Genomic DNA, 20,218 nt, shown 5'->3' on the forward strand with positions numbered 1-20,218 from the left:
ACTTACTTCTTCAGATGAGGGTGAAAATTACAGGGGCGCGTACGGGCATCGAGCTGCGGCGCGATGATATTTTCCCAGGCAGTGCGACAGGCGCGCGTCGAGCCCGGCATCGCAAAAATCAGGGTATCGTTGGCGATGCCCGCCACCGCGCGCGACTGCATCATCGCGGTGCCAATTTCTTCAAACGAGAGCATACGGAACATTTCGCCGAAACCCACGATTTCGCGATCGAACAGCGGCTGCAGCGCCTCCGGCGCCTGATCGCCTGCGGTAAAGCCCGTGCCGCCGTTAATCAACACGACCTGAACATCGTCGCTGGCAATCCAGCGGGAGACTTCAGCGCGAATGGCGTACCGGTTCTCTTTGACGATGGCTTTATCCACCACCTGATGGCCCGCCTCGTGAGCGGCCTCCTGCAAAAAATGGCCGGAGGTGTCGTCCTCTTCGCCGCGGCGGCTGGAAACCGTAAGAATGGCGACGCGCGCCGGCACAAACTCTGCGCTAACCTGACTCATAGTGACTCCTTGTACGCGGCGTCAGCCGCCGATATAGGACAGATTCTGGGTGATGCCGGTGTCGCCCTGATGCAGGAAGTGGGTCTGCTTTTTGCCGAGCAACGCCGTTTCAATGCGCGCCATCAACGCCGCCTGCTGCCCCTCTTCGGCCAGCAGATCGCGCAGCTCCACGCCGCCGTCGCCGAACAGGCACAGGTGCAGCTTGCCGACCGACGACACGCGCAGGCGGTTGCAGCTGGCGCAGAAATCTTTCTCATACGGCATGATAAGGCCGATCTCGCCCTGATAGTCCGGGTGGCAGAAGACCTGCGCCGGGCCGTCGGCGCGGCTGCGCAACTGATGGATCCAGCCGCGCTTAAGCAGTTCGTCGCGGATCGTCGCGCCAGAAATATGGTGCTTGCGGAAGAGATCGCTCCCCTCGCCGGTTTCCATCAGCTCAATAAAGCGTAGCTGGATGGGGCGGGATTTGATCCAGTTGAGGAAGGTGTCGAGCTGGTGGTGGTTGACGTCGCGCATCAGCACGGTGTTGACCTTCACCTTTTCAAAGCCTGCGTCGAAGGCGGCATCAATACCGGCCATCACCTGACGGAATTTATCCTGGCCGGTGATGGCGTGAAACTGACGGGCATCAAGGCTGTCGACGCTGACATTCACCGCCGTCAGCCCGGCCTCGCGCCACTGTGCGACGTCGCGCGCCAGACGATAGCCGTTGGTCGTCACCGCAATCTGGCGAATGGAGGGGTTTTCACGCACGGCAGCGATGATGTCGCAAAAATCGCGGCGCAGCGACGGTTCGCCGCCGGTCAGACGCACTTTTTCAGTGCCGAGATTCGCGAACGCGCGCGTCACGCGACGAATTTCGTCGAGCGAGAGGAAGCCTTTGTTGGTGACGCCTGCGGGCTTGTAGCCATCCGGCAGACAGTAGGTGCAACGAAAGTTGCAAACGTCAGTCACAGACAGGCGTAAGTAATAGAACTTACGCGCAAACGCATCGGTAAGTTGAGAAATCATGTACACCTTTCCAAATCGGGAGATGCAGTCATTTCTTCCTGCACCCTGGTGGCGTTTCGCCACGGCCAGAGCGCCATATTTTTTAAAAACGTAGGCGCAAAGGCTTGAGTGTCTTTTTCAGGTTTTTAAACCTGCCAGCGGCGATAGTAGCGTGTTATCGCGGGTTTCGCCACGCGCGATTTCGCTATATAAATTGATATATAACGGCATTATTGGCGTAACGTGCACCAGAATACGTAAAAACCACGGTTTCACTTTGATGTGTGTCATTTTCAGCGCCAGCAGATCGTTTTTCTCGCGCTTTTCAGCTAACGTAGGCGAGTTTTGAATAATAAGGATTAGGTATGCGCAATCGCACGTTTGCGGATCTCGACCGGGTGGTGGCGCTCGGCGGCGGTCACGGTTTAGGACGCGTTATGTCCTCGCTCTCTTCTCTGGGCTCGCGCCTCACAGGCATTGTCACGACGACGGATAACGGCGGCTCGACGGGCCGCATTCGCCGCTCGGAAGGCGGGATCGCCTGGGGCGATATGCGCAACTGTCTCAACCAGTTAATTACCGAACCGAGCGTCGCGTCGGCGATGTTTGAGTACCGTTTTGGAGGTAATGGGGAACTTTCGGGGCATAACCTCGGAAATCTCATGTTAAAGGCGCTCGATCACCTGAGCGTGCGGCCTCTTGAGGCGATCAATCTTATCCGCAACCTGCTTAAAGTGGACGCGTTCCTGATCCCGATGTCTGAGCAACCGGTCGATCTGATGGCAATCGATCGTGAAGACAACGAAGTGTACGGCGAAGTAAATATCGACTTGCTGAGCCACCCGCCGAAGGAGTTGATGCTCTATCCAAATGTGCAGGCGACGCGCGAGGCCGTTGAGGCGATTGCCGAAGCCGATTTGATTATTATTGGTCCTGGCAGTTTTTACACCAGCCTGATACCGCTGCTGCTGCTTGACGATCTCGCCAAAGCGCTGCGCCGCACGCCTGCGCCGATGGTGTATATCGGCAATTTAGGCCGTGAGTTAAGCCCGGCCGCCGCTGCGCTCAGGCTCGAAGAGAAGCTGGCGCTGATGGAGACGTATGTCGGGAAACGCGTGGTGGATGCCGTGGTGGTCGGCCCGAAGGTGGATGTGAGCGGCGCGCAGGACAGGATTGTTATTCAGGAGCCGCTGGAAGCCAGCGATATCCCTTACCGCCACGACCGCCACCTGCTGCGGGTGGCGCTGGAAAAAGCGATTCAGGCGCTGGGGTAAGCTTTTCGGGCCGTGGTTATGGCGGGTGCGCTACGCTTACCCGCCCTACGATTCGGGCGCTGGGCGGTGGAAAGGTATACGGCGGGTGCGCTTCGCTTACCCGCCGTACGGAACGACGAAGCGGGCATTGATTCCAGGTAGGGTGGGTAAGCGAAGCGCACCCACCACATCACATCACATCACACCACAGACAATCACACCCACCACACAAACCATCCATTCGCGGCAAGAAGCGCTTACGACGCGGCGATAAACAGCTCGCGCAACTGATGAAGCTTATCGCGGATCTGCGCGGCCTCTTCAAACTCCAGGTTCTGCGCATGCTGCACCATCTGCGCTTCAAGCTGATGGATTTTCTGCTGCAACGCTTTCGGCGTCAGCGCCAGTTCAGCGGCTTCGGCATCCGCCACCGTGCGCCCTTTGCCGCGGCCTTTCGCCTTGGTTTTCGCGATATTCTCGCCAAGCGCCAGAATATCGACCACTTTCTTGTTGAGACCCTGCGGCACAATGCCATGTTCTTCGTTGTACGCCTGCTGCTTCTCACGACGGCGTTCGGTTTCGTTAATCGCTCTCGCCATCGACGGCGTAATTTTATCGCCGTAGAGAATCGCTTTGCCGTTCACGTTACGCGCCGCGCGGCCAATGGTCTGGATAAGCGAACGCTCGGAGCGCAGGAAGCCCTCTTTGTCGGCGTCGAGAATAGCCACCAGCGACACCTCCGGCATATCCAGCCCTTCTCGCAGCAGGTTGATACCCACCAGCACGTCAAACTCGCCAAGACGCAGATCGCGGATAATCTCCATACGCTCCACGGTGTCGATATCGGAGTGCAGATAGCGCACTTTCTCGCCGTGTTCTTCGAGATATTCGGTTAAATCTTCCGCCATGCGCTTGGTCAGCGTCGTCACCAGCACGCGCTCGTTGATGGCGACGCGTTTGCGGATTTCCGACAGCAGGTCGTCCACCTGCGTCCCTACCGGGCGCACTTCGATAATCGGATCGAGCAGACCGGTCGGGCGCACCACCTGGTCGATAATCTCGCCGCCCGATTTTTCCAGTTCATAGTTGCCGGGCGTCGCCGACACATAAACCGTCTGCGGCGCCAGCGCCTCGAACTCTTCAAACTTCAGCGGACGGTTATCGAGCGCTGACGGCAGACGGAAGCCGTACTCCACCAGCGTCTCTTTACGCGCGCGGTCGCCACGGAACATCCCGCCAATCTGCGGAATGGTGACGTGCGATTCATCGATAACCAGCAGGCCGTCCGCCGGCAGATAGTCAAACAGCGTCGGCGGCGCTTCGCCCGGACCGCGACCGGAGAGATAGCGCGAGTAGTTTTCAATGCCGGAGCAGTACCCCAGCTCGTTCATCATTTCCAGATCGAACTGGGTACGCTGCGTCAGACGCTGCTCTTCGAGCAGTTTGTTATTCTCAAGCAGCACCTTACGGCGCTCGGCCAGCTCCACTTTGATCTCTTCCATCGCCTGTACAATGCGCTCGCGCGGGGTCACATAGTGCGTTTTCGGGTAGACGGTAAAACGCTGAATGATGGAATCCACGGTGCCGGTCAGCGGGTCGAACAGCGACAGCCGCTCCACCTCTTCGTCGAACAGCTCGACGCGCAGCGCCAGCTCGTCCGATTCCGCCGGGAAAATATCAATCACCTCGCCGCGCACGCGGAAGGTGCCGCGCTGGAACGCCTGATCGTTGCGGGTATATTGCAGCTCCGTCAGGCGGCGCAAAATAGCGCGCTGGTCGATGATCATCCCTTTAGTGAGATGCAGCATCATCTTCAGGTAGAGATCCGGGTCGCCAAGGCCATAGATGGCGGAAACGGATGCCACGACCACCACGTCGCGCCGCTCCAGCAGCGCTTTAGTGGCCGACAGACGCATCTGTTCGATATGCTCGTTCACCGACGCGTCCTTTTCGATAAAGGTGTCGGAGCTCGGCACATAGGCTTCGGGCTGGTAGTAGTCATAGTACGAGACGAAATATTCCACGGCGTTGTCCGGGAAAAACTCTTTCATCTCGCCGTAGAGCTGCGCCGCCAGCGTTTTGTTAGGCGCCAGCACCATCGTCGGGCGCTGCAAATCGGCGATGACGTTCGCCATGGTGAACGTTTTCCCCGAGCCCGTCACACCCAGCAGCGTCTGGTGCGCCAGCCCGTCCTCCAGCCCTTCCTTGATGCGGCGGATAGCCTCTGGCTGGTCGCCGGAAGGTTTGAAAGCGGAATTGAGTTTGAACGGTTTGCTCATGAAGAAACACCTGATGAAGATTTGCGCGGGACAGAGCGTTAATTTTACTCGCCACAGCGATTTTTGCCAGCGATAAATACTGGATATAAAATCAGTAGCAGGTTAGCGGATTTTGCTCACACCGCATTTTTACCACCTGGTATGAAGTAAATTTGCCCCTGCGCCGGATAAAACACTATATGAGGCCGTTTATCCCCAAAACTTTTTATCCTTTAACATTTGTCAAGCGAGGCTGTGATACTTTTGTTGCAGCAGATGACACTTTTCCTTCAACGCTTGCTTTTCATTAACCTTTTAATTTTAAATGAATTTCCTGAAAAGACGGCTTTCGCGCCAGATCGGGTGCAAGCCGCATCGGCTCTCGCTTACGGCGCGTTTTCTAACTCTAATACACAAGGTTATCCACAGGAATAGTGGATAACTGCCTCCAGCCCTGAAAGCGCGCCGCGTCGCCGATGAGCCCTGGCCGCTCGCGTCTGGCTCAGAAAAAAATTTTCCCGGCGGGTTTCGACAAATTTCGCTTGCTTTCCACGCCGCGCCTTGCGTGATCCTTTTCACCTTTTTTTGCTTTGCTTTTGCGCAACGCTGCACCAAAACCACGCCGCGCTCAGCACTCAAAAAGGGCACGCCGCCCGGCTTTTTCCAGGATAACGCGCTACCCGTTCGCCGCGCTTTCAGGTTTAGTCTCAATTTCTGGCGCGACAGGAGGGCTTTTCACTGGCTGGCAAGGGAATTGCAATAACCCGGTTACCGGAACTACACCCTCTTCCCGTCGTTGGCGGGAAGCGACAGCAGGATGCGCGGGCAGGCCGGGGAAGTCACTGCGTAGGCAGCCGTTAGAACGCCTGCGCCAATGCTGTTTTCCGATTACCTGTCTGAAGGAGAAGCGCCATGTTAAGTCTGCACGCGGTTAACCACTTTTACGGCACGCAGCACACCCTGTGGGACGTCAGCCTTGATCTCCTGCCCGGCGAGTGCACCTGCGTTATCGGCGCGCCTGGCATGGGGAAAACCACGCTGCTGAACTGTGTGGCGGGGTATCTGCCGGTAAAGAGCGGCAGCATGCTCTGGCGCGAGGCCGGACAAGCGCCGCAGGAGCTGATGCGCGTCGGCGCGGATGCCCGCGCGGCGCTGGGTATCCGCTATGTGCCGCAGGCGCGTCGCTATTTTTCACAGTTAACGGTGGAGGAGAATCTGCATATCGCGCTGCGGGCGCAGCCTGAGCGCGCGACCAGCCCGGAGCCGGTGTTTGATCTGTTCCCGACGCTCTGGACGCGCCGTCACGCGCAGGCTTCAGGCCTGACGCCGGAGCTGGCGCTCCAGCTGACACTGGCGCAGGCGCTGGTGACGCGCCCGCGGTTGCTGATTCTGGATGAGCCGACGCGCGGCCTCGGCCAGACGTTTATTCCAAAGCTTGCGGATCTGCTCACGCGGCTTAACCGCGAGTGGGGAATGAGCCTGTTGCTGGTGGAGCAACATTTGTCGTTTATCCGCCGGGTGGCGGATCGTTTCTGTCTGCTGCACCGCGGGCGCGCCGTGGCCCGCGGGAGCGCCGCGCAGTTAACCGATGCGCGACTTACGCACTGGATAACGCCTTAGCGCGCCAGTGTGTTGAGATCGATCCATTGCGCGGCAGGCGTCACGTCCGGCTCGGCACCCAGCCATGGGATTTCGCCAAGCATCGGGGCGGGCAGCAAACGCTTAAGCGTGGCGAGATATTCCTCATGGCGGCGGCCAGGCGGCTGCACGTCATTCGCCACCCAGCCTGCGAGACGCAGGCCCGCGGCCTGGACCGCCTGCGCGGTCAGCAGCGCATGGTTGATGCAGCCAAGCTTAACGCCGACCACTAAAATCACTGGCAGGCGCTCCTGCTGCGCCCAGTCGGCGAACGTCGCCTCGTCAGAGAGCGGCGTAAACCAGCCGCCCGCGCCTTCCACCAGCACCCAGTCGGCCAGCGGCTCAAGCGCGCGCAGGCCTGCGGACATCACGGTGAAATCAATCGGCAGCCCCTCTTCCCGGCTTGCGATATGCGGCGAGGTGGGCTCTTCAAACGTCAGCGGGTTCACCTGTTCGTAGCGCAGCGCCACGCTGCTGTGGCGCTGGAGCGCCAGCGCGTCGCTGTTGCGAAGCCCTTGCGGCGTGATATCGCTGCCGGAGGCGACCGGCTTGTAGCCCGCGGTGCTAAAGCCTGCGGCTTTCGCGGCCTCCAGCAGCGCGCAGCTCGCGATGGTTTTGCCCACTTCGGTGTCGGTTCCGGTAATAAACCAGCGTTCAGTCACGTTCAATCACTCCAGAAATCAGTTGGTAAGTCAGCGGGAAACGCCCGTCCTGACGCGGCCAGGCGTCTTCGAGCACGCGAAGCTCACGGCGCGTAAGCGTGCGGCTGTCGCGCCCGGCGTGCAGATGCGTCGCGCCAATGCCCTTCAGCGACTGCATAGCGCTGAGCGCATCGCCGAACAGCAGCGTCACGGGATGCTGGCGCAGCGTCATGCGCGCCGCCGGGGCGGCCGCAAAAACCGCGTCAGGGCTCGCGAAATGGTTAGCGTGCGGACGATCGTCCACGGCCGCCCACGCCTGATGCAACTCGCCAAGCGAGCCGTGGGCCAGCGTGCTGAACGCCACGCGTCCGCCGGGGCGCGCGACGCGCAGCATCCCGGCCAGCGCCCCTGACAGGCTCTGGCACCACTGCACCGCCAGATTGCTCCACACGAGATCAAAACTGCCTTCGGCAAACGGCAGCGCCTCGATATCGCCCTGTACGTAGCGATGCGCCGCGTGTCGCTCACGCGCGCGCGCCAGCATCGCCGGGCTTAAATCGAACGCCGTCACGTCGCAGCCGCGCGCGCGCCAGTCGAGGCCGCCCGCGCCGGTGCCGCAGCCGGCGTCCAGTACCGTCGTGACGCCCTGCGTCCCGCAGTGTTCCGCAAGCCGTTGCGCGCTCTGGCGCTGAAGCGCCGCGAAATCGTCATAGCTGTGGGCCGCGCGGCCAAACGCCGCGGCCACGGCGCGTTTATCAACGGCAACCGTCATATAACGCCTCCAGCAGCGCATCGATGTCGTCATCCTGGTGGGCGGCGCTGAGCGTCAGACGCAGCCGGGCGGTGCCCGCAGGGACGGTCGGGGGGCGAATGGCCGTCGCCCAGCAGCCGCGCTCGCGCAGCTTTTCCGCAAGCGTCAGCGCGGCGCCGTTTTCACCGACGATCAGCGGCTGAATGGCGGTCTGCGAATCGGCAAGCGTCAGCGGTAGCTGCGACGCGCCCGCGCGAAACCGCGCAATGTTGCGCGCAAGCCGCGCGCGTAAGTCGTCGCCCTCGCGGATAACCGTTAAGGCGGCGTCCAGCGCGCAGGCCTGAGCCGCAGGCATCGCCGTGCTGTAGATGAGATGGCGCGCGGTTTGTAGCAGATAGTCCGCCATCGACTCGCTGCACAAGAGCGCCGCGCCGCTCAGCCCGAAAGCTTTGCCAAACGTCACCAGCAGCAGATCGGGCCTGACGCCTGCGACATCGCAACTGCCCCGCCCCTCGCGCCCCAGCACGCCGATGCCGTGGGCGTCATCCACCATCAGCAGCGTCTGCTCGCCCTGAGCAAGACCGGCGATATCCGCAAGCGGCGCGCAATCGCCATCCATGCTGAACACCCCTTCGGTAAAGACGAGCGTCAGCCCGTCGCAGGGTTTGCCGAGCAGCGCGGCGAGCGCCCCCGGCGCGTTATGCGCAAAGCGGCGCAGCGTCGCCGGGCTGTGGCTTGCGGCCTCCAGCAGCGAGGCATGGCTTAAACGGTCGGCGAGAATGCGGTCAGGCTGCTGCATCAGCGCGGCGACTACCGCCTGATTGGCGGCGAAGCCGGAGATAAACAGCAGCGCGCGGTCGAAACCGAGCCACTGCGCCAGCGCGTTTTCCAGCGACTGATGCGCGCCGCTGTAGCCGCTGACGTGGCCGGACGCGCCGCTCCCCACGCCGAACGTCTGCGCGCCCTGTCGCCAGGCCGCGATAAGCGTCGGATGCTGGCTTAAGCCCAGATAGTCGTTTCCGGAAAAATTACGGTAGCGTACGCCCTGATGTACCAGCGCGCCGCCGGGCGCCGGCGTGCAAACGACGCGGCGGCGCAGGCTGTGGCTGGCTTCACGCGCGCGCAGCGCCGTATCGATTCTCGCCTGCCAGGTCATACCGCCGCCGCGTTGTAGTATTGCTGGTTATCCGCGTCGCGCAGCGCGTGCTCAAGGCGCGCCTGCTGTTCGTTATCACCTGCCAGCACCGCTGTCTGCTGCGGGTTGATGCCGAGCTTGCGGAACAGCTGCAAATCTTTGTCCTCTTCCGGGTTCGGCGTGGTCAGCAGTTTGCAACCGTAGAAAATGGAGTTGGCGCCCGCCATAAAGCACATCGCCTGGGTCTGCTCGTTCATCTGCTCGCGGCCCGCGGAGAGGCGCACGTAAGACGTCGGCATCATGATGCGCGCCACCGCGATAGTGCGGATGAAATCAAACGCGTCGACATCGTCGTTATCGGCAAGCGGCGTACCCTTAACCTTCACCAGCATGTTGATTGGCACGCTTTCCGGCGGCGTCGGCAGGTTGGCGAGTTGCAGCAGCAGCCCGGCGCGATCGGTGACGGTCTCGCCAAGCCCCACGATGCCGCCGGAGCAGACCTTAATGCCCGCCTCGCGCACTTTCTCCAGCGTATCGAGACGCTCCTGATAGGTGCGCGTGGTGATGATATTGCCGTAGAACTCCGGGGAGGTGTCGAGGTTGTGGTTGTAGTAATCGAGACCCGCTTCGCCGAGGCGCTGCGCCTGATCGTCGCTCAGCGTGCCGAGCGTCATGCAGGTTTCGAGGCCCAGCGCTTTGACGCCCTGCACCATCTGCTCCAGATACGGCATATCGCGATCGTTGGGGTTTTTCCAGGCGGCACCCATGCAGAAGCGCGTGGAGCCCGCCGCTTTGGCCTTGCGGGCGGAATCGAGCACCTGATCCACTTCCATCAGGCGCTCGGCCTCAAGGCCGGTTTTGTAGCGCGCGCTCTGCGGGCAGTATTTGCAGTCTTCCGGGCAGGCGCCGGTTTTGATCGACAGCAATGTGCTGACCTGCACCTGGCGCGGATCGAAGTGCTGGCGATGCACCTGTTGCGCTTCAAACAGCAGGTCCAGCAGCGGTTTCTCAAAGAGTTCAGTGACTTGCGACAAAGTCCAGCGTGAAAGGTGAGCCATCGGGCGTCTCCAAAGGGTTTTATTTATCTGGGTTATGGATATACTCGTAAACCTAAATCTTTTTAAAATGGTTTACAAGTCATGTTAACACCCGCCGATCTCGCCTTCGATCGTGACCATATCTGGCACCCTTACACCTCCATGAGCGCGCCGCTGCCGGTCTACCCGGTGACGCACGCCGCTGGCTGCGAACTGCATCTGGCGAGCGGCGAGCGGCTGGTGGATGGTATGTCGTCGTGGTGGGCCGCCATTCACGGCTATAATCATCCGCGCCTCAACGCGGCCATGAAAAACCAGATTGACGCGATGTCGCACGTGATGTTCGGCGGCATCACCCATCCCGCCGCGATAGCCCTGTGCCGCAAGCTGGTGGCGATGACCCCGGAGCGCCTGGAGTGCGTGTTTCTTGCCGACTCCGGTTCGGTGGCGGTGGAAGTGGCGATGAAGATGGCGTTGCAGTACTGGCACGCCCGCGGCGAGCCGCGCCAGCGCTTTCTGACCTTCCGCCACGGCTACCACGGCGACACCTTCGGGGCGATGTCGGTGTGCGATCCGGATAACTCGATGCACAGTCTCTGGAAGGGGTATCTGCCGGAAAACCTGTTCGCGCCCGCGCCGCAGAGCCGTTTTGACGGCGAGTGGGATGAGCGCGATCTCGCGCCGTTCGCCCGCCTGCTGGCCGCGCACCGCCAGGAGATAGCCGCCGTCATTCTCGAACCCGTTGTGCAGGGCGCGGGCGGCATGCGGATGTATCACCCGGAGTGGCTTAAGCGCATTCGCCGCATGTGCGACCGCGAAGGAATTTTGCTTATCGCCGATGAGATAGCGACCGGCTTTGGCCGTACCGGAAAGCTGTTCGCCTGCGAACACGCCGGGATAACCCCGGATATTCTCTGCCTCGGCAAGGCATTGACCGGCGGCACGATGACGCTTTCCGCCACCCTCACCACGCGGCATGTCGCCGACACCATCAGTAACGGCGAGGCGGGCTGCTTTATGCATGGCCCGACGTTTATGGGCAATCCGCTCGCCTGCGCGGTGGCTACCGAGAGTCTGGCGCTGCTGGAAACCGGCGAGTGGCGCTCACAGGTGGCGGCTATTGAGCGGCAGCTGCGTGACGAACTGGCCCCGTGTCGCGAACTGCCGCTGGTCGCCGATGTGCGCGTGCTGGGCGCTATCGGCGTCGTGGAAACCACCGCGCCGGTCGAGATGGCCGCGCTTCAGCGCTTTTTCGTGGAACAGGGCGTCTGGGTGCGTCCGTTTGGCCGCCTGATTTATCTGATGCCGCCCTATATCATCACGCCTGAACAGCTCACGCGTCTCACCCGCGCGGTGTGTGACGCCGTGAAAAACCCGTCGTTTTTCAGACGCTGAGCGCCCGGCAAGCCGTGAGGGATGCACTACACTTTCAGGATTTGCGATAAAACAACCAGGAGAACGCGATGAAGATTCTGATGGTACTGACCTCCCACGACAAACTGGGCGATACCGGGAAAAAAACTGGCTTCTGGCTGGAAGAGTTTGCGGCCCCTTACTTTGTGTTTCGCGATGCGGGTATCGACGTGACGCTCGCCACGCCGCAGGGCGGCCAGCCGCCGCTCGATCCGAAAAGCGACGAGCCGGACGCGCAGACCGCCGACACCCGGCGTTTTCGCGACGATCCTGAGGCCCAGGAGGCGCTGGCGAATACCGCGCGGCTTGATGAAATTAACGCCGACGAGTACGACGCGCTGTTTTATCCGGGCGGCCACGGCCCGCTATGGGATCTGGCCGATCACCCGGTTTCCATCGCGCTTATCGAACACTACTGGGGCAGCGGCAAGCCGGTCGCGACAGTGTGTCACGCGCCGGGCGTGCTGCGTCATGTGAAAAAGCCTGACGGCAGCCCGCTGGTGGAAGGCAAACGCGTCACCGGCTTTACCAACAGCGAAGAAGACGCGGTCGGGCTGACCAACGTCGTGCCGTTCCTGGTGGAAGATGCGCTGAGAGAGGCTGGCGGCCAGTTTGAACGTACCGATGACTGGGGCGTGCACGTGGTTGTCGACGGGCATCTGGTGACCGGCCAGAACCCGGCGTCTTCCGCCGCCACCGCCGAAGCGCTGTTAAAATTGCTCCATCTGTAAGCGGGGAGGCGGCATGAAGTTAATCAGTGTGAATTTTAACGACGGGGACAAGCTCCCCGCGCGTCACGTGTTTAACGGCATGGGCTATGAGGGCGATAATATTTCGCCCCATCTCACCTGGGATGAGGTGCCGCCGGGCACCAAAAGCTTTGTCGTGACCTGTTACGATCCAGACGCCCCGACCGGCTCCGGCTGGTGGCACTGGATAGTGGCGAATCTGCCCGCGGATACCCGCGTACTGCCGCAGGGCGCGGGCTCCGGCCAGGCTGACCTGCCGGACGGCGCGATTCAGACGCGCACCGATTTCGGCACCGCCGGTTATGGCGGCGCGGCGCCGCCAAAAGGCGAAACGCACCGTTATATATTCACGGTGCATGCGCTGGATGTGGATCATATTGACGTTGATGAAAACGCCAGCGGCGCGCTGGTCGGTTTCAATGTTCACTTTCACCGGCTCGCCAGCGCCTCGCTGACCGCGCATTACATCTGAATCATTTTGAAGCCGGTTATCACAATCGGCTTCCCGTTTCGCTCAACTTAGTATAAAAAAGCAGGCTCTGTGCGTTCCCCCATTTTAAACAGGCTTAGCAAGGAGCAACCCTTGAACAAATTTTCGGTTTCCCGTCTGGCGCTGGCGTTCGCTTTTGGCGTGACACTGACTGCATGCAGCTCAACGCCACCGGACCAACGTCCTTCTGAACAACGCGCGCCGGGTACGTCGGCTCGCCCGGTGCTGTCTGCGGATGAAGCGAAAAATTTCGTCCCGGCCCGCTATTTCGCCAATACCGATCCGAATGCCGCGCCGTGGTCGCCCTCCCCGATTCGCCTGCCTGAAAAAGCGGACTTTGTGGTCGGCCAGGCGGGCGAACAGGGCGTGACCCATACCAGCATTCAGGCGGCGGTTGACGCAGCCATTGCCCGTCACGCCTCAGCGCGCCAGTACATCGCGATCCTTCCGGGCACCTACGAAGGCACCGTTTACGTGCCTGCGGCGCCGGGCAGCGTCACGCTTTACGGCACCGGCGAAAAACCGCTTGATGTGAAAATCAGCGCCGCGCTGGACAGCGAAATGGATGCCAACACCTGGCGTCGTACCGTGAACCCGTCCGGTAAATATATGCCCGGCAAACCGGCCTGGTATATGTTCGACAACTGCCAGAACCACCGCAACGGCAGCGTCGGCCTGATGTGCTCCGCCGTGTTCTGGTCGCAGAATAATGGTCTGCAACTGCAGAACCTGACCATCGAAAACAGCCTTGGCGACGCCGCGGGCGAAGGCCAGCATCAGGCTGTCGCGCTGCGCACCGATGGCGACCGCGTGCAGATCAACAAAGTGAATATCCTGGGCCGCCAGAATCCGTTCCTGGTGACCAACAGCGATATCCGCAACCGCTTCACGCCGGATCGCCTGACCCGCACGCAGGTGACGAACAGCTATGTGGAAGGCGATGTGGATCTGGTCGCGGGCCGCGGCGCGGTGGTGTTTGATAACACCGACTTCCGCGTGGTGAATACCCGTACGCAGAAAGAAGGCTATGTCTTCGCACCGGCGACCATGCCGAATTTCTATTTCGGCTTCCTCGCCGTGAACAGCCGCTTTGTGGCCGCCGGTGAAGGCGTGGCGCAACTGGGCCGCGCATGGGATATGGACGCGAGCGCCAACGGCTATACGCCAGGCCAGACGCCAAACGGCCAGGTCGTTATCCGCGACAGCGTGATTGACGCCGGTTTCAACACCGCGCAGCCGTGGGGCCCGGCGCTGGGCTCACAGCGTCCGTTCACCGGTAACACCGGCGCGCAGGACGACAAAGGCAATATCCAGCGCGATCTGAACGATGCGAACGCCAACCGTCTGTGGGAATACAACAACCGCGGGCTGGGCAGCAAAGTGGTTGCCGAACCGAAAAAGTAATCGCACCGCATCTGTTGGGCGTCAGAAAAAAGGGGGAGAAATCCCCCTTTTTCTATGCTTTTTTGATGCAGAGTAACGTCTCACTGCACTCAATGCGTCCTATGACGCCGTTGAGAACAACAGACGTGCAACGCGGTTAACCACCCGCTATAAAAAACCCCGCCGCGGCGGGGTTTTTTACTATTACGCCTCGAAGGCGTTAATCACGACCCACATCGGCCCCTGGCCTACCGCGTAACGGCCTTTTTCCGCCAGCAGCCCCTGCACGCCTTCAATGCCGTAAACCGCAATGTGATGCGATTTCTGGCCCGCGGCAATCAGATACTGACCGTTGTTGTCGATGTTGAAGCCGCGCGGCTGGGTTTCGGTGGGCTGGTGCCCCTGCACGGCCAGGACGCTGCCATCTTCGGAGACGGTAAAGACCGTTAGCACGCTGGCGGTACGATCGCACGCGTAGAGATGACGGCCATCCGGCGTAATGTGGATATCCGCCGCCCAGCGGGTATCGGAGAAATCGGCAGGCATCATATCCAGCGTCTGCACGCATTCGATGTTGCCGTGAGCATCGCTCAGCGCCCAGACATCCACCGAGCTGTTCAGCTCATTCACGCAGTAAGCGAACGGCTTGCTGGGGTGGAAGACCATATGGCGCGGCCCGGCGCCCGCGACGGTCGTCACTTCCGCTGGCGTTTGCGGCTCAAGCTTGCCGTCGTCGGTTAAAGTAAACAGGCAGATGCGATCCTGCTTCAGCGCTGGCACCCACAGCGTGCGGTTATCCGGAGAGATATTCGCGGAGTGGCAGCCTTCCAGCCCTTCCACCACGGTGACGGTCTCGCCCGGCAGGCCGTCGTTCAGACGCACCACGCTTACGCTGCCCGCATTGTAGGAGCCGCTGAACAGGAAACGGCCGGTATGATCGGTCGAAATGTGCGTCGGACTGCCCGGCAGCGGCGCTTCGCCCGCTTCGCTGAGCGTGCCGTCATGCGCGGCGATGCGATACGCGATAACGCGGAATTCCGGACGCACGCCGACGTACAGGAAACGCTTGTCAGGGCTGATGACCATCGGCTGGACCTGCCCTGGCGCATCCACCACCTGCAACAGCGTCAGCGTGCCCTGCGGCTCCAGACGCCAGACGTGGATCTGCTGGCTCTCCGGGCTTGCGGTATAAACGGTTTGTTTCATGAATACTCCTTGCTTCACTGAGCTTGAAAGACTGTTTCAAGGGTAGCGTGTTTTATCTTCCTGTGCCGACGCAAGCCTTGCGGGTTTCGCGCGGCGCCTGTCGCGGTGTACCATCAACCGGATATTCTGACTGACGACTCTGGAAACCCGCATGACTTTTCGCGTAATCGCTCTCGACTTAGACGGCACGCTGTTAACCGCTCAAAAAACCATCCTCCCGGCATCCCTCGACGCGCTGGCGCGGGCGAAAGCGGCCGGGCTGAAACCGGTGATCGTCACCGGGCGCCACCATAATGCCATCCATCCTTTTTATCAGGCACTGGCGCTCGATACACCTGCCATTTGTTGTAATGGCACCTATTTGTATGATTATCAAGCGGAAAAGGTGATTACCGCCGATCCGATGAGCCCGCAACAGGCTGAAGGACTGCTGGAATTATTGAGCGACGCCGGTATTCCGGCCCTGATGTATATGGATGACGCGATGCTGTATGAACAGACCTGCGGCCATATCGAGCGCACCCGGAACTGGGCGCTGCGCCTGCCCGAAGCCCAGCGCCCGGTTTTTCGTCAGGTCGATTCGCTGCGCGAGGCGGCACGCTCGGTGGATAATATCTGGAAATTCGCGCTGACCGGGGAAGACATTCCGCGTCTGCAAAGCCTCGCGCTGACCATTGAGCGCGAGCTGGGCCTCGCCTGCGAATGGTCATGGCACGATCAGGTCGATGTGGCAGCACCTGGCAACAGCAAGGGCAAACGACTCGCGCAGTGGGTGGAATCGCAGGGATTATCGATGGAGCAGGTCGTGGCGTTTGGGGATAACCATAACGACATCTCCATGCTGGAGCGCGCCGGGCTTGGCATCGCCATGGGCAACGCTGATGATGTCGTGAAATCGCACGCCGACAAAGTGATAGGCCCCAATACCGAGGCCAGCATTGCCGACGCGCTGCGTCAGTGGGTGCTTTAAGTCGTTATCGACACGCTTTTTATCTGGGCATAGAGCCACAGACCGGGCTTGATGGCCAGCTCGTCGCGCGCCCACGGGCTGATGCGCGCCCAGAGGGTGCGCGAGCCCACCTCCAGTTGCACTTCCACCTGCCCGTTGTCGTCGTAACACTGCGCGACGCGGGCGCGCAGAATGTTACGGATGCTGCTTTGCAGCGGCGGCTGTAGCACCAGCGACACGTCAGACGCCTGAATGCGAATGCGCAGCGCCGTCTGAAGCGGCTTTTCGATACGGTTGACCCACAGGTGTTGATCGCCGAGCGCCAGCGCCGTCATCGCGTAATGCGGATGATGCTCCAGCACCGTGACTTTCAGCACGCTGCTCTGCTGCTCGGGCGGCAGCCACGGGTGCATCACGCTACTGCCCCAGATATCTTCCAGGCTGCCGAACGCTTTCACCTCGCCCTGCTCCAGCACTAACACTTTATCGGCCAGATGCAGGATCTCCTCCAGCGAATGGCTGACGTAAAGCATCGGGATATTGATTTCGCGCGCCAGCCGTTGCAGGTACGGCAGCAGTTCGCGCTTGCGCGGCACGTCGAGCGAGGCGAGCGGCTCGTCGAGCAGCAGCAGCTCCGGCGCCGTCAGCAGCGCGCGACCAATCGCCACGCGCTGTTTTTCACCGCCCGACAGCGTGCCCGGCAAACGGTCCAGCAGCGGCTCGATGCCGAGCAGCGTCACCAGTTTATCAAACTGCGCCGCCATCTCTTTGGCCATGCCATATTTCAGGTTGCCGCGCACTTTGTAGTGAGGAAAGAGGCGCGCATCCTGGAAGACATAGCCGATGCGGCGCTTTTCCGGCGGCAGGAAGGTGTCGGTTTCGGTGTCGCTCAGCACGCGATCGTTTAACGCAATGCGCCCGTGCTGCGGGCGGGTCAGCCCGCTAATGGCGTTAATCAGCGAGGTTTTGCCCGCGCCCGACACGCCAAACACGGCGGTGATGCCGCTCCCCGGCAGAGTTTCGTTGACCGTCAGGCGATGCTTGCCGAGTACCTGGGTGAAATTCAGCTCCAGCATCAGGACGCTCCCAGACGGCGGCGGCTCTGGCGCGCCAGCCATTCAGAAAACATCAGCGAGCAGAGCGCCAGCACAATGGCGATAACGCACAGGCGCGCAGCGGCGCTCTCGCCGTCCGGCGTCTGGATAAGCGTATACATCGCCGACGGCAGCGTGCGGGTTTCGCCCGGAATATTGGAGACAAACGTGATGGTGGCGCCGAACTCGCCAAGCGAGCGGGCAAAGGCCAGCACGGTGCCGACGATAATGCCCGGCAGCGTCAGCGGCAGCGTGATAGTGAAAAAGACGCGCCAGCGGCTGGCGCCGAGCGTCCGGGCCGCCGCCTCAAGACGAATATCAACCGCCTCCAGCGCCAGGCGAATGGCGCGCACCATCAACGGAAACGCCATTACCGCCGAGGCGAGCACCGCCCCGCGCCAGCTAAAAGCGAGCGTGATGCCAAAGAGATCGTAGAGCCATTCGCCTATCAGCCCCCGGCGGCCAAATACCACCAGCAGCAGATAACCGACCACCACGGGCGGCAGCACCAGCGGCAGATGAATCAAGCCGTCCAGCAGCATTTTGCCCGGGAAGGTGCAGCGCACCAGCACCCAGGCGAGAAGGACCCCGAAGGGCAAACTGATAAGTACCGCAAGTGTAGAGACTTTAAGGCTAAGCAGTACCGCTTGCCATTCGGGTTCCGTCAACATCATTGGCTGGTTGTAAATCCGTATCGTTTAAACACTGCGGCAGCTTCCGGGCCCTGCAGATAGCGGTAAAACGCGCTGACCGTCGGGTTGTTATGCCCGTCGATGATCGCCAGCGGATATTCCACTTTCTGATGGGAATCCTCCGGGAAGGTGCCAACCACTTTTACGCCATGGCTCGCCACGGCGTCAGAACCATAAACGATGCCCAGCGGGGCTTCGTCGCGCTCTACCAGCGCCAGCGCGCCGCGGACATCTTCCGCCGGTGCGAGCTGTGAGGAGAGCGTCTCCCACGCGCCGAGTTTTTGCAATGCCCCTTTCGCGTAAATCCCCGCAGGCACATGGGCCGGGTCGCCCACCGCCAGACGGCCGCCTTTCAGCAGGCTTTTCCAGTCGGTGCTGCGGTTAATGACAATATCGCCCTGCGCGCTTTTGGCAGGCGCCACCACCACCAGGCTGTTGCCGAGCAGCGTTTTCCGGCTTGACGCATCGATCGCCTTTTTATCGGCGGCGTAATCCATCCACTTCTGGTCGGCGGAGATAAAAATATCCGCCGGCGCCCCGGCTTCAATCTGCCGCGCCAGCGTCGAAGAGGACGCGAACGACGACACCACTTTCACCGTATTTCCTTTGGCATAATCTTTGGCGATATCCTGCATCGCGTTAGTCAGCGACGCGGCGGCAAACACCGTCACCGTATTGTCCTGCGCAAGCGCGGCACCGACAGCGCCCGCGCTCAAAGTGACGCCCAGCGCCAGTTTTACCCATAATGTTGCCATGACAGACTCCTTACCGTTTCGTTATATATAAGACAATATAACGCTGCGGGCAGGGTTTTCCCAGCAATTCTCTATCGGCAAAAAAAGCGGCGGCTTGAGGGTACATAAAGGAAAACGCCCGGCAAAGCCGGGCGCGGGGGGAATTAACGGTGCTGTTTAGACTGGTCTTTATGACCGATGCCGGAGAAGATATTGAAGACCTCGCCGAGGCCCCAGATTAACCCCAGGATCACGGCCATTACTACCGGCACCATAATCACGGCAAATGCCAGACTTTTCAACAACTCGAACATGGTTGCCTCCTGAAAACAGTAAACCGCTATTCTAGCGGCATCCGCACGAAACATCCTGCCCTTTTGTGCCATTTGCGCCAACCCGCCGCTTTCCTTCACAATAGCCTTTTGCTCCGCAGGAGGCCACCATGCAGGCCGATATTCTCCTTACGCTTAAACTGCACGACAAAATTTTTGCCGACCCGCGGCGCATCAACCTGCTAAAACAGGTAGCGCTGACTGGCTCGATCAGCCAGGGCGCGAAACTCGCGGGCATCAGCTATAAAAGCGCGTGGGACGCCATTAACGAAATGAACCAGCTCGGCGATAAACTGCTGGTAGAACGCGCCACCGGCGGCAAAGGCGGCGGCGGCGCGCAGGTGACGCCGTACGGCGAGCGGCTTATCGCGCTCTATGATCTGCTGGGACAAATCCAGCAAAAGGCGTTTGACGCGCTCTCGGACGACGCGCTGCCGCTCGACAGCCTGCTGGCCGCCATCGCCCGCTTCTCGCTGCAAACCAGCGCCCGCAATCAGTGGTTCGGCGAAGTCGTCAGCCGCGACGCCTGTCCGGTACAGGAGACTATCGAAATCGCGCTTGCCGGGAGCGGCACGCGAATCAACGCGGCGGTCACCAACCAGAGCGCCGAACGGCTGGCGCTTTCGCCGGGCAAAGAGGTGCTGGCGCTCGTCAAAGCGCCGTGGGTGCATCTGACCCGCGATCCGCAGGAAGCCGCTCACGCCGATAATCAGCTCGCCGGCACCATTAGTTATATCGCCCGGACCCCGCAGCATTGCGAAATTCTCCTCACGCTGCATGACGGCCAGACGCTTTGCGCCACGCTGACGCCGGAGGCGGCGCAGGCATTAAACCCACAAGAAGGCCTGGCGGTGACCGCCTGGTTTAACGCCGACAGCGTGATCCTGGCGACGCTCTGTTAACGCGTGGTCGTTGACATCGCGCCGTGAAAAACGTATCCCTGTGGTTTTGTGCTGCA

At 60.8% G+C, this 20,218-nt stretch carries 21 protein-coding genes and 1 riboswitch; of the genes, 8 read left to right on the forward strand and 13 right to left on the reverse strand.

Features of this window, described 5'->3' with window-relative positions; genetic code table 11:
* Positions 1-2: 2 nt before the first annotated feature.
* The 3 genes from moaB to AACV31_RS21355 form a co-directional block, all read right to left on the reverse strand.
* On the reverse strand, positions 3-515 hold the full coding sequence (moaB, locus tag AACV31_RS21345) for a molybdenum cofactor biosynthesis protein B (RefSeq protein WP_165153403.1): 513 nt from the start codon (positions 513-515) through the stop codon (positions 3-5).
* A gap of 21 nt (positions 516-536) precedes the next feature.
* The gene (gene moaA / locus AACV31_RS21350; protein WP_041923355.1) at positions 537-1,526 is read right to left on the reverse strand and encodes a GTP 3',8-cyclase MoaA; all 990 of its coding nucleotides are present in this window, start codon (positions 1,524-1,526) and stop codon (positions 537-539) included.
* Positions 1,514-1,649: riboswitch (molybdenum cofactor riboswitch) on the reverse strand. It overlaps the preceding gene by 13 nt.
* Positions 1,644-1,796 carry a hypothetical protein gene (locus tag AACV31_RS21355; RefSeq protein WP_165153401.1) on the reverse strand — a complete coding sequence of 51 codons (153 nt, stop codon included), beginning with the start codon at positions 1,794-1,796 and terminating at the stop codon, positions 1,644-1,646. Its footprint overlaps the riboswitch before it by 6 nt.
* A gap of 74 nt (positions 1,797-1,870) precedes the next feature.
* Between AACV31_RS21355 and yvcK the strand changes: the two genes are divergently transcribed.
* Positions 1,871-2,779: a uridine diphosphate-N-acetylglucosamine-binding protein YvcK gene (gene yvcK, locus AACV31_RS21360; RefSeq protein ID WP_007768493.1), complete on the forward strand. Its 909-nt coding sequence runs from the start codon at positions 1,871-1,873 to the stop codon at positions 2,777-2,779.
* Between the two features lie 236 nt (positions 2,780-3,015).
* Here yvcK and uvrB read toward each other — a convergent pair whose 3' ends face one another.
* Positions 3,016-5,037: an excinuclease ABC subunit UvrB gene (gene uvrB, locus AACV31_RS21365; RefSeq protein WP_007768491.1), complete on the reverse strand. Its 2,022-nt coding sequence runs from the start codon at positions 5,035-5,037 to the stop codon at positions 3,016-3,018.
* An 891-nt stretch (positions 5,038-5,928) separates the two neighbouring features.
* On the opposite strand from uvrB, the gene AACV31_RS21370 reads away from it, so the two are divergent.
* The gene (locus AACV31_RS21370; protein WP_075199521.1) at positions 5,929-6,636 is read left to right on the forward strand and encodes an ABC transporter ATP-binding protein; all 708 of its coding nucleotides are present in this window, start codon (positions 5,929-5,931) and stop codon (positions 6,634-6,636) included.
* On the opposite strand, the gene bioD is transcribed toward AACV31_RS21370, so the two are convergent.
* The 4 genes from bioD to bioB are packed head-to-tail and all read right to left on the reverse strand — an operon-like array spanning position 6,633 to position 10,239.
* A complete protein-coding gene (bioD, locus tag AACV31_RS21375; RefSeq protein ID WP_007768482.1) occupies positions 6,633-7,316 on the reverse strand; it encodes a dethiobiotin synthase in 684 nt (227 codons plus the stop codon). The genes AACV31_RS21370 and bioD overlap by 4 nt on opposite strands.
* Positions 7,309-8,067, reverse strand: a complete 759-nt coding sequence (gene bioC / locus AACV31_RS21380; protein ID WP_165153399.1) for a malonyl-ACP O-methyltransferase BioC — start codon at positions 8,065-8,067, stop codon at positions 7,309-7,311. The genes bioD and bioC overlap by 8 nt, the downstream gene beginning before the upstream one ends.
* Positions 8,051-9,202, reverse strand: a complete 1,152-nt coding sequence (gene bioF, locus AACV31_RS21385) for an 8-amino-7-oxononanoate synthase (protein ID WP_165153397.1) — start codon at positions 9,200-9,202, stop codon at positions 8,051-8,053. Before bioF ends, bioC begins: the two co-directional genes overlap by 17 nt.
* Entirely contained in the window at positions 9,199-10,239 is a 1,041-nt protein-coding gene (gene bioB, locus AACV31_RS21390) for a biotin synthase BioB (RefSeq protein WP_007768479.1), read from the reverse strand. Before bioB ends, bioF begins: the two co-directional genes overlap by 4 nt.
* 81 nt (positions 10,240-10,320) lie before the next feature.
* Here bioB and bioA point away from each other — a divergent pair, with 81 nt between their 5' ends.
* From bioA to AACV31_RS21410, 4 genes are all read left to right on the forward strand, one after another.
* Positions 10,321-11,613, forward strand: coding sequence for an adenosylmethionine--8-amino-7-oxononanoate transaminase (gene bioA / locus AACV31_RS21395; RefSeq protein WP_165153395.1), 1,293 nt, complete (start codon positions 10,321-10,323; stop codon positions 11,611-11,613).
* A 68-nt stretch (positions 11,614-11,681) separates the two neighbouring features.
* A complete protein-coding gene (locus tag AACV31_RS21400; RefSeq protein WP_165153393.1) occupies positions 11,682-12,362 on the forward strand; it encodes a type 1 glutamine amidotransferase domain-containing protein in 681 nt (226 codons plus the stop codon).
* 13 nt (positions 12,363-12,375) lie between these two features.
* On the forward strand, positions 12,376-12,852 hold the full coding sequence (locus tag AACV31_RS21405) for a kinase inhibitor (RefSeq protein WP_165153391.1): 477 nt from the start codon (positions 12,376-12,378) through the stop codon (positions 12,850-12,852).
* A 111-nt stretch (positions 12,853-12,963) separates the two neighbouring features.
* Positions 12,964-14,274, forward strand: coding sequence for a putative acyl-CoA thioester hydrolase (locus AACV31_RS21410; protein ID WP_075199514.1), 1,311 nt, complete (start codon positions 12,964-12,966; stop codon positions 14,272-14,274).
* Between the two features lie 183 nt (positions 14,275-14,457).
* Here the strand turns inward: AACV31_RS21410 and pgl are convergent, their stop codons facing one another.
* Positions 14,458-15,459 carry a 6-phosphogluconolactonase gene (pgl, locus tag AACV31_RS21415; protein ID WP_165153389.1) on the reverse strand — a complete coding sequence of 334 codons (1,002 nt, stop codon included), beginning with the start codon at positions 15,457-15,459 and terminating at the stop codon, positions 14,458-14,460.
* Between the two features lie 151 nt (positions 15,460-15,610).
* Between pgl and AACV31_RS21420 the strand changes: the two genes are divergently transcribed.
* Positions 15,611-16,429: a pyridoxal phosphatase gene (locus tag AACV31_RS21420; protein WP_165153387.1), complete on the forward strand. Its 819-nt coding sequence runs from the start codon at positions 15,611-15,613 to the stop codon at positions 16,427-16,429.
* Here the strand turns inward: AACV31_RS21420 and modC are convergent.
* From modC to AACV31_RS21440, 4 genes are all read right to left on the reverse strand, one after another.
* Positions 16,426-17,484 carry a molybdenum ABC transporter ATP-binding protein ModC gene (gene modC / locus AACV31_RS21425; protein ID WP_041923350.1) on the reverse strand — a complete coding sequence of 353 codons (1,059 nt, stop codon included), beginning with the start codon at positions 17,482-17,484 and terminating at the stop codon, positions 16,426-16,428. The two genes, AACV31_RS21420 and modC, sit on opposite strands and share 4 nt — an antisense overlap.
* Complete coding sequence (gene modB / locus AACV31_RS21430) at positions 17,484-18,176, reverse strand: molybdate ABC transporter permease subunit (protein WP_165153385.1); 693 nt, start codon at positions 18,174-18,176, stop codon at positions 17,484-17,486. Before modB ends, modC begins: the two co-directional genes overlap by 1 nt.
* Complete coding sequence (gene modA / locus AACV31_RS21435; RefSeq protein ID WP_165153383.1) at positions 18,173-18,949, reverse strand: molybdate ABC transporter substrate-binding protein; 777 nt, start codon at positions 18,947-18,949, stop codon at positions 18,173-18,175. Before modA ends, modB begins: the two co-directional genes overlap by 4 nt.
* A 143-nt stretch (positions 18,950-19,092) precedes the next feature.
* Positions 19,093-19,242 (reverse strand): AcrZ family multidrug efflux pump-associated protein, encoded by a 150-nt coding sequence (locus tag AACV31_RS21440; protein WP_004386739.1) that lies wholly within the window; start codon positions 19,240-19,242, stop codon positions 19,093-19,095.
* 128 nt (positions 19,243-19,370) lie between these two features.
* Here AACV31_RS21440 and modE point away from each other — a divergent pair, with 128 nt between their 5' ends.
* Positions 19,371-20,162, forward strand: a complete 792-nt coding sequence (gene modE, locus AACV31_RS21445) for a molybdenum-dependent transcriptional regulator (protein ID WP_165153381.1) — start codon at positions 19,371-19,373, stop codon at positions 20,160-20,162.
* The last annotated feature ends 56 nt before the right edge of the window (positions 20,163-20,218 follow it).

Origin of the sequence: Cronobacter sp. EKM101R (genome assembly GCF_963888145.1) — a bacterium.
Taxonomy (GTDB): domain Bacteria; phylum Pseudomonadota; class Gammaproteobacteria; order Enterobacterales; family Enterobacteriaceae; genus Cronobacter; species Cronobacter turicensis.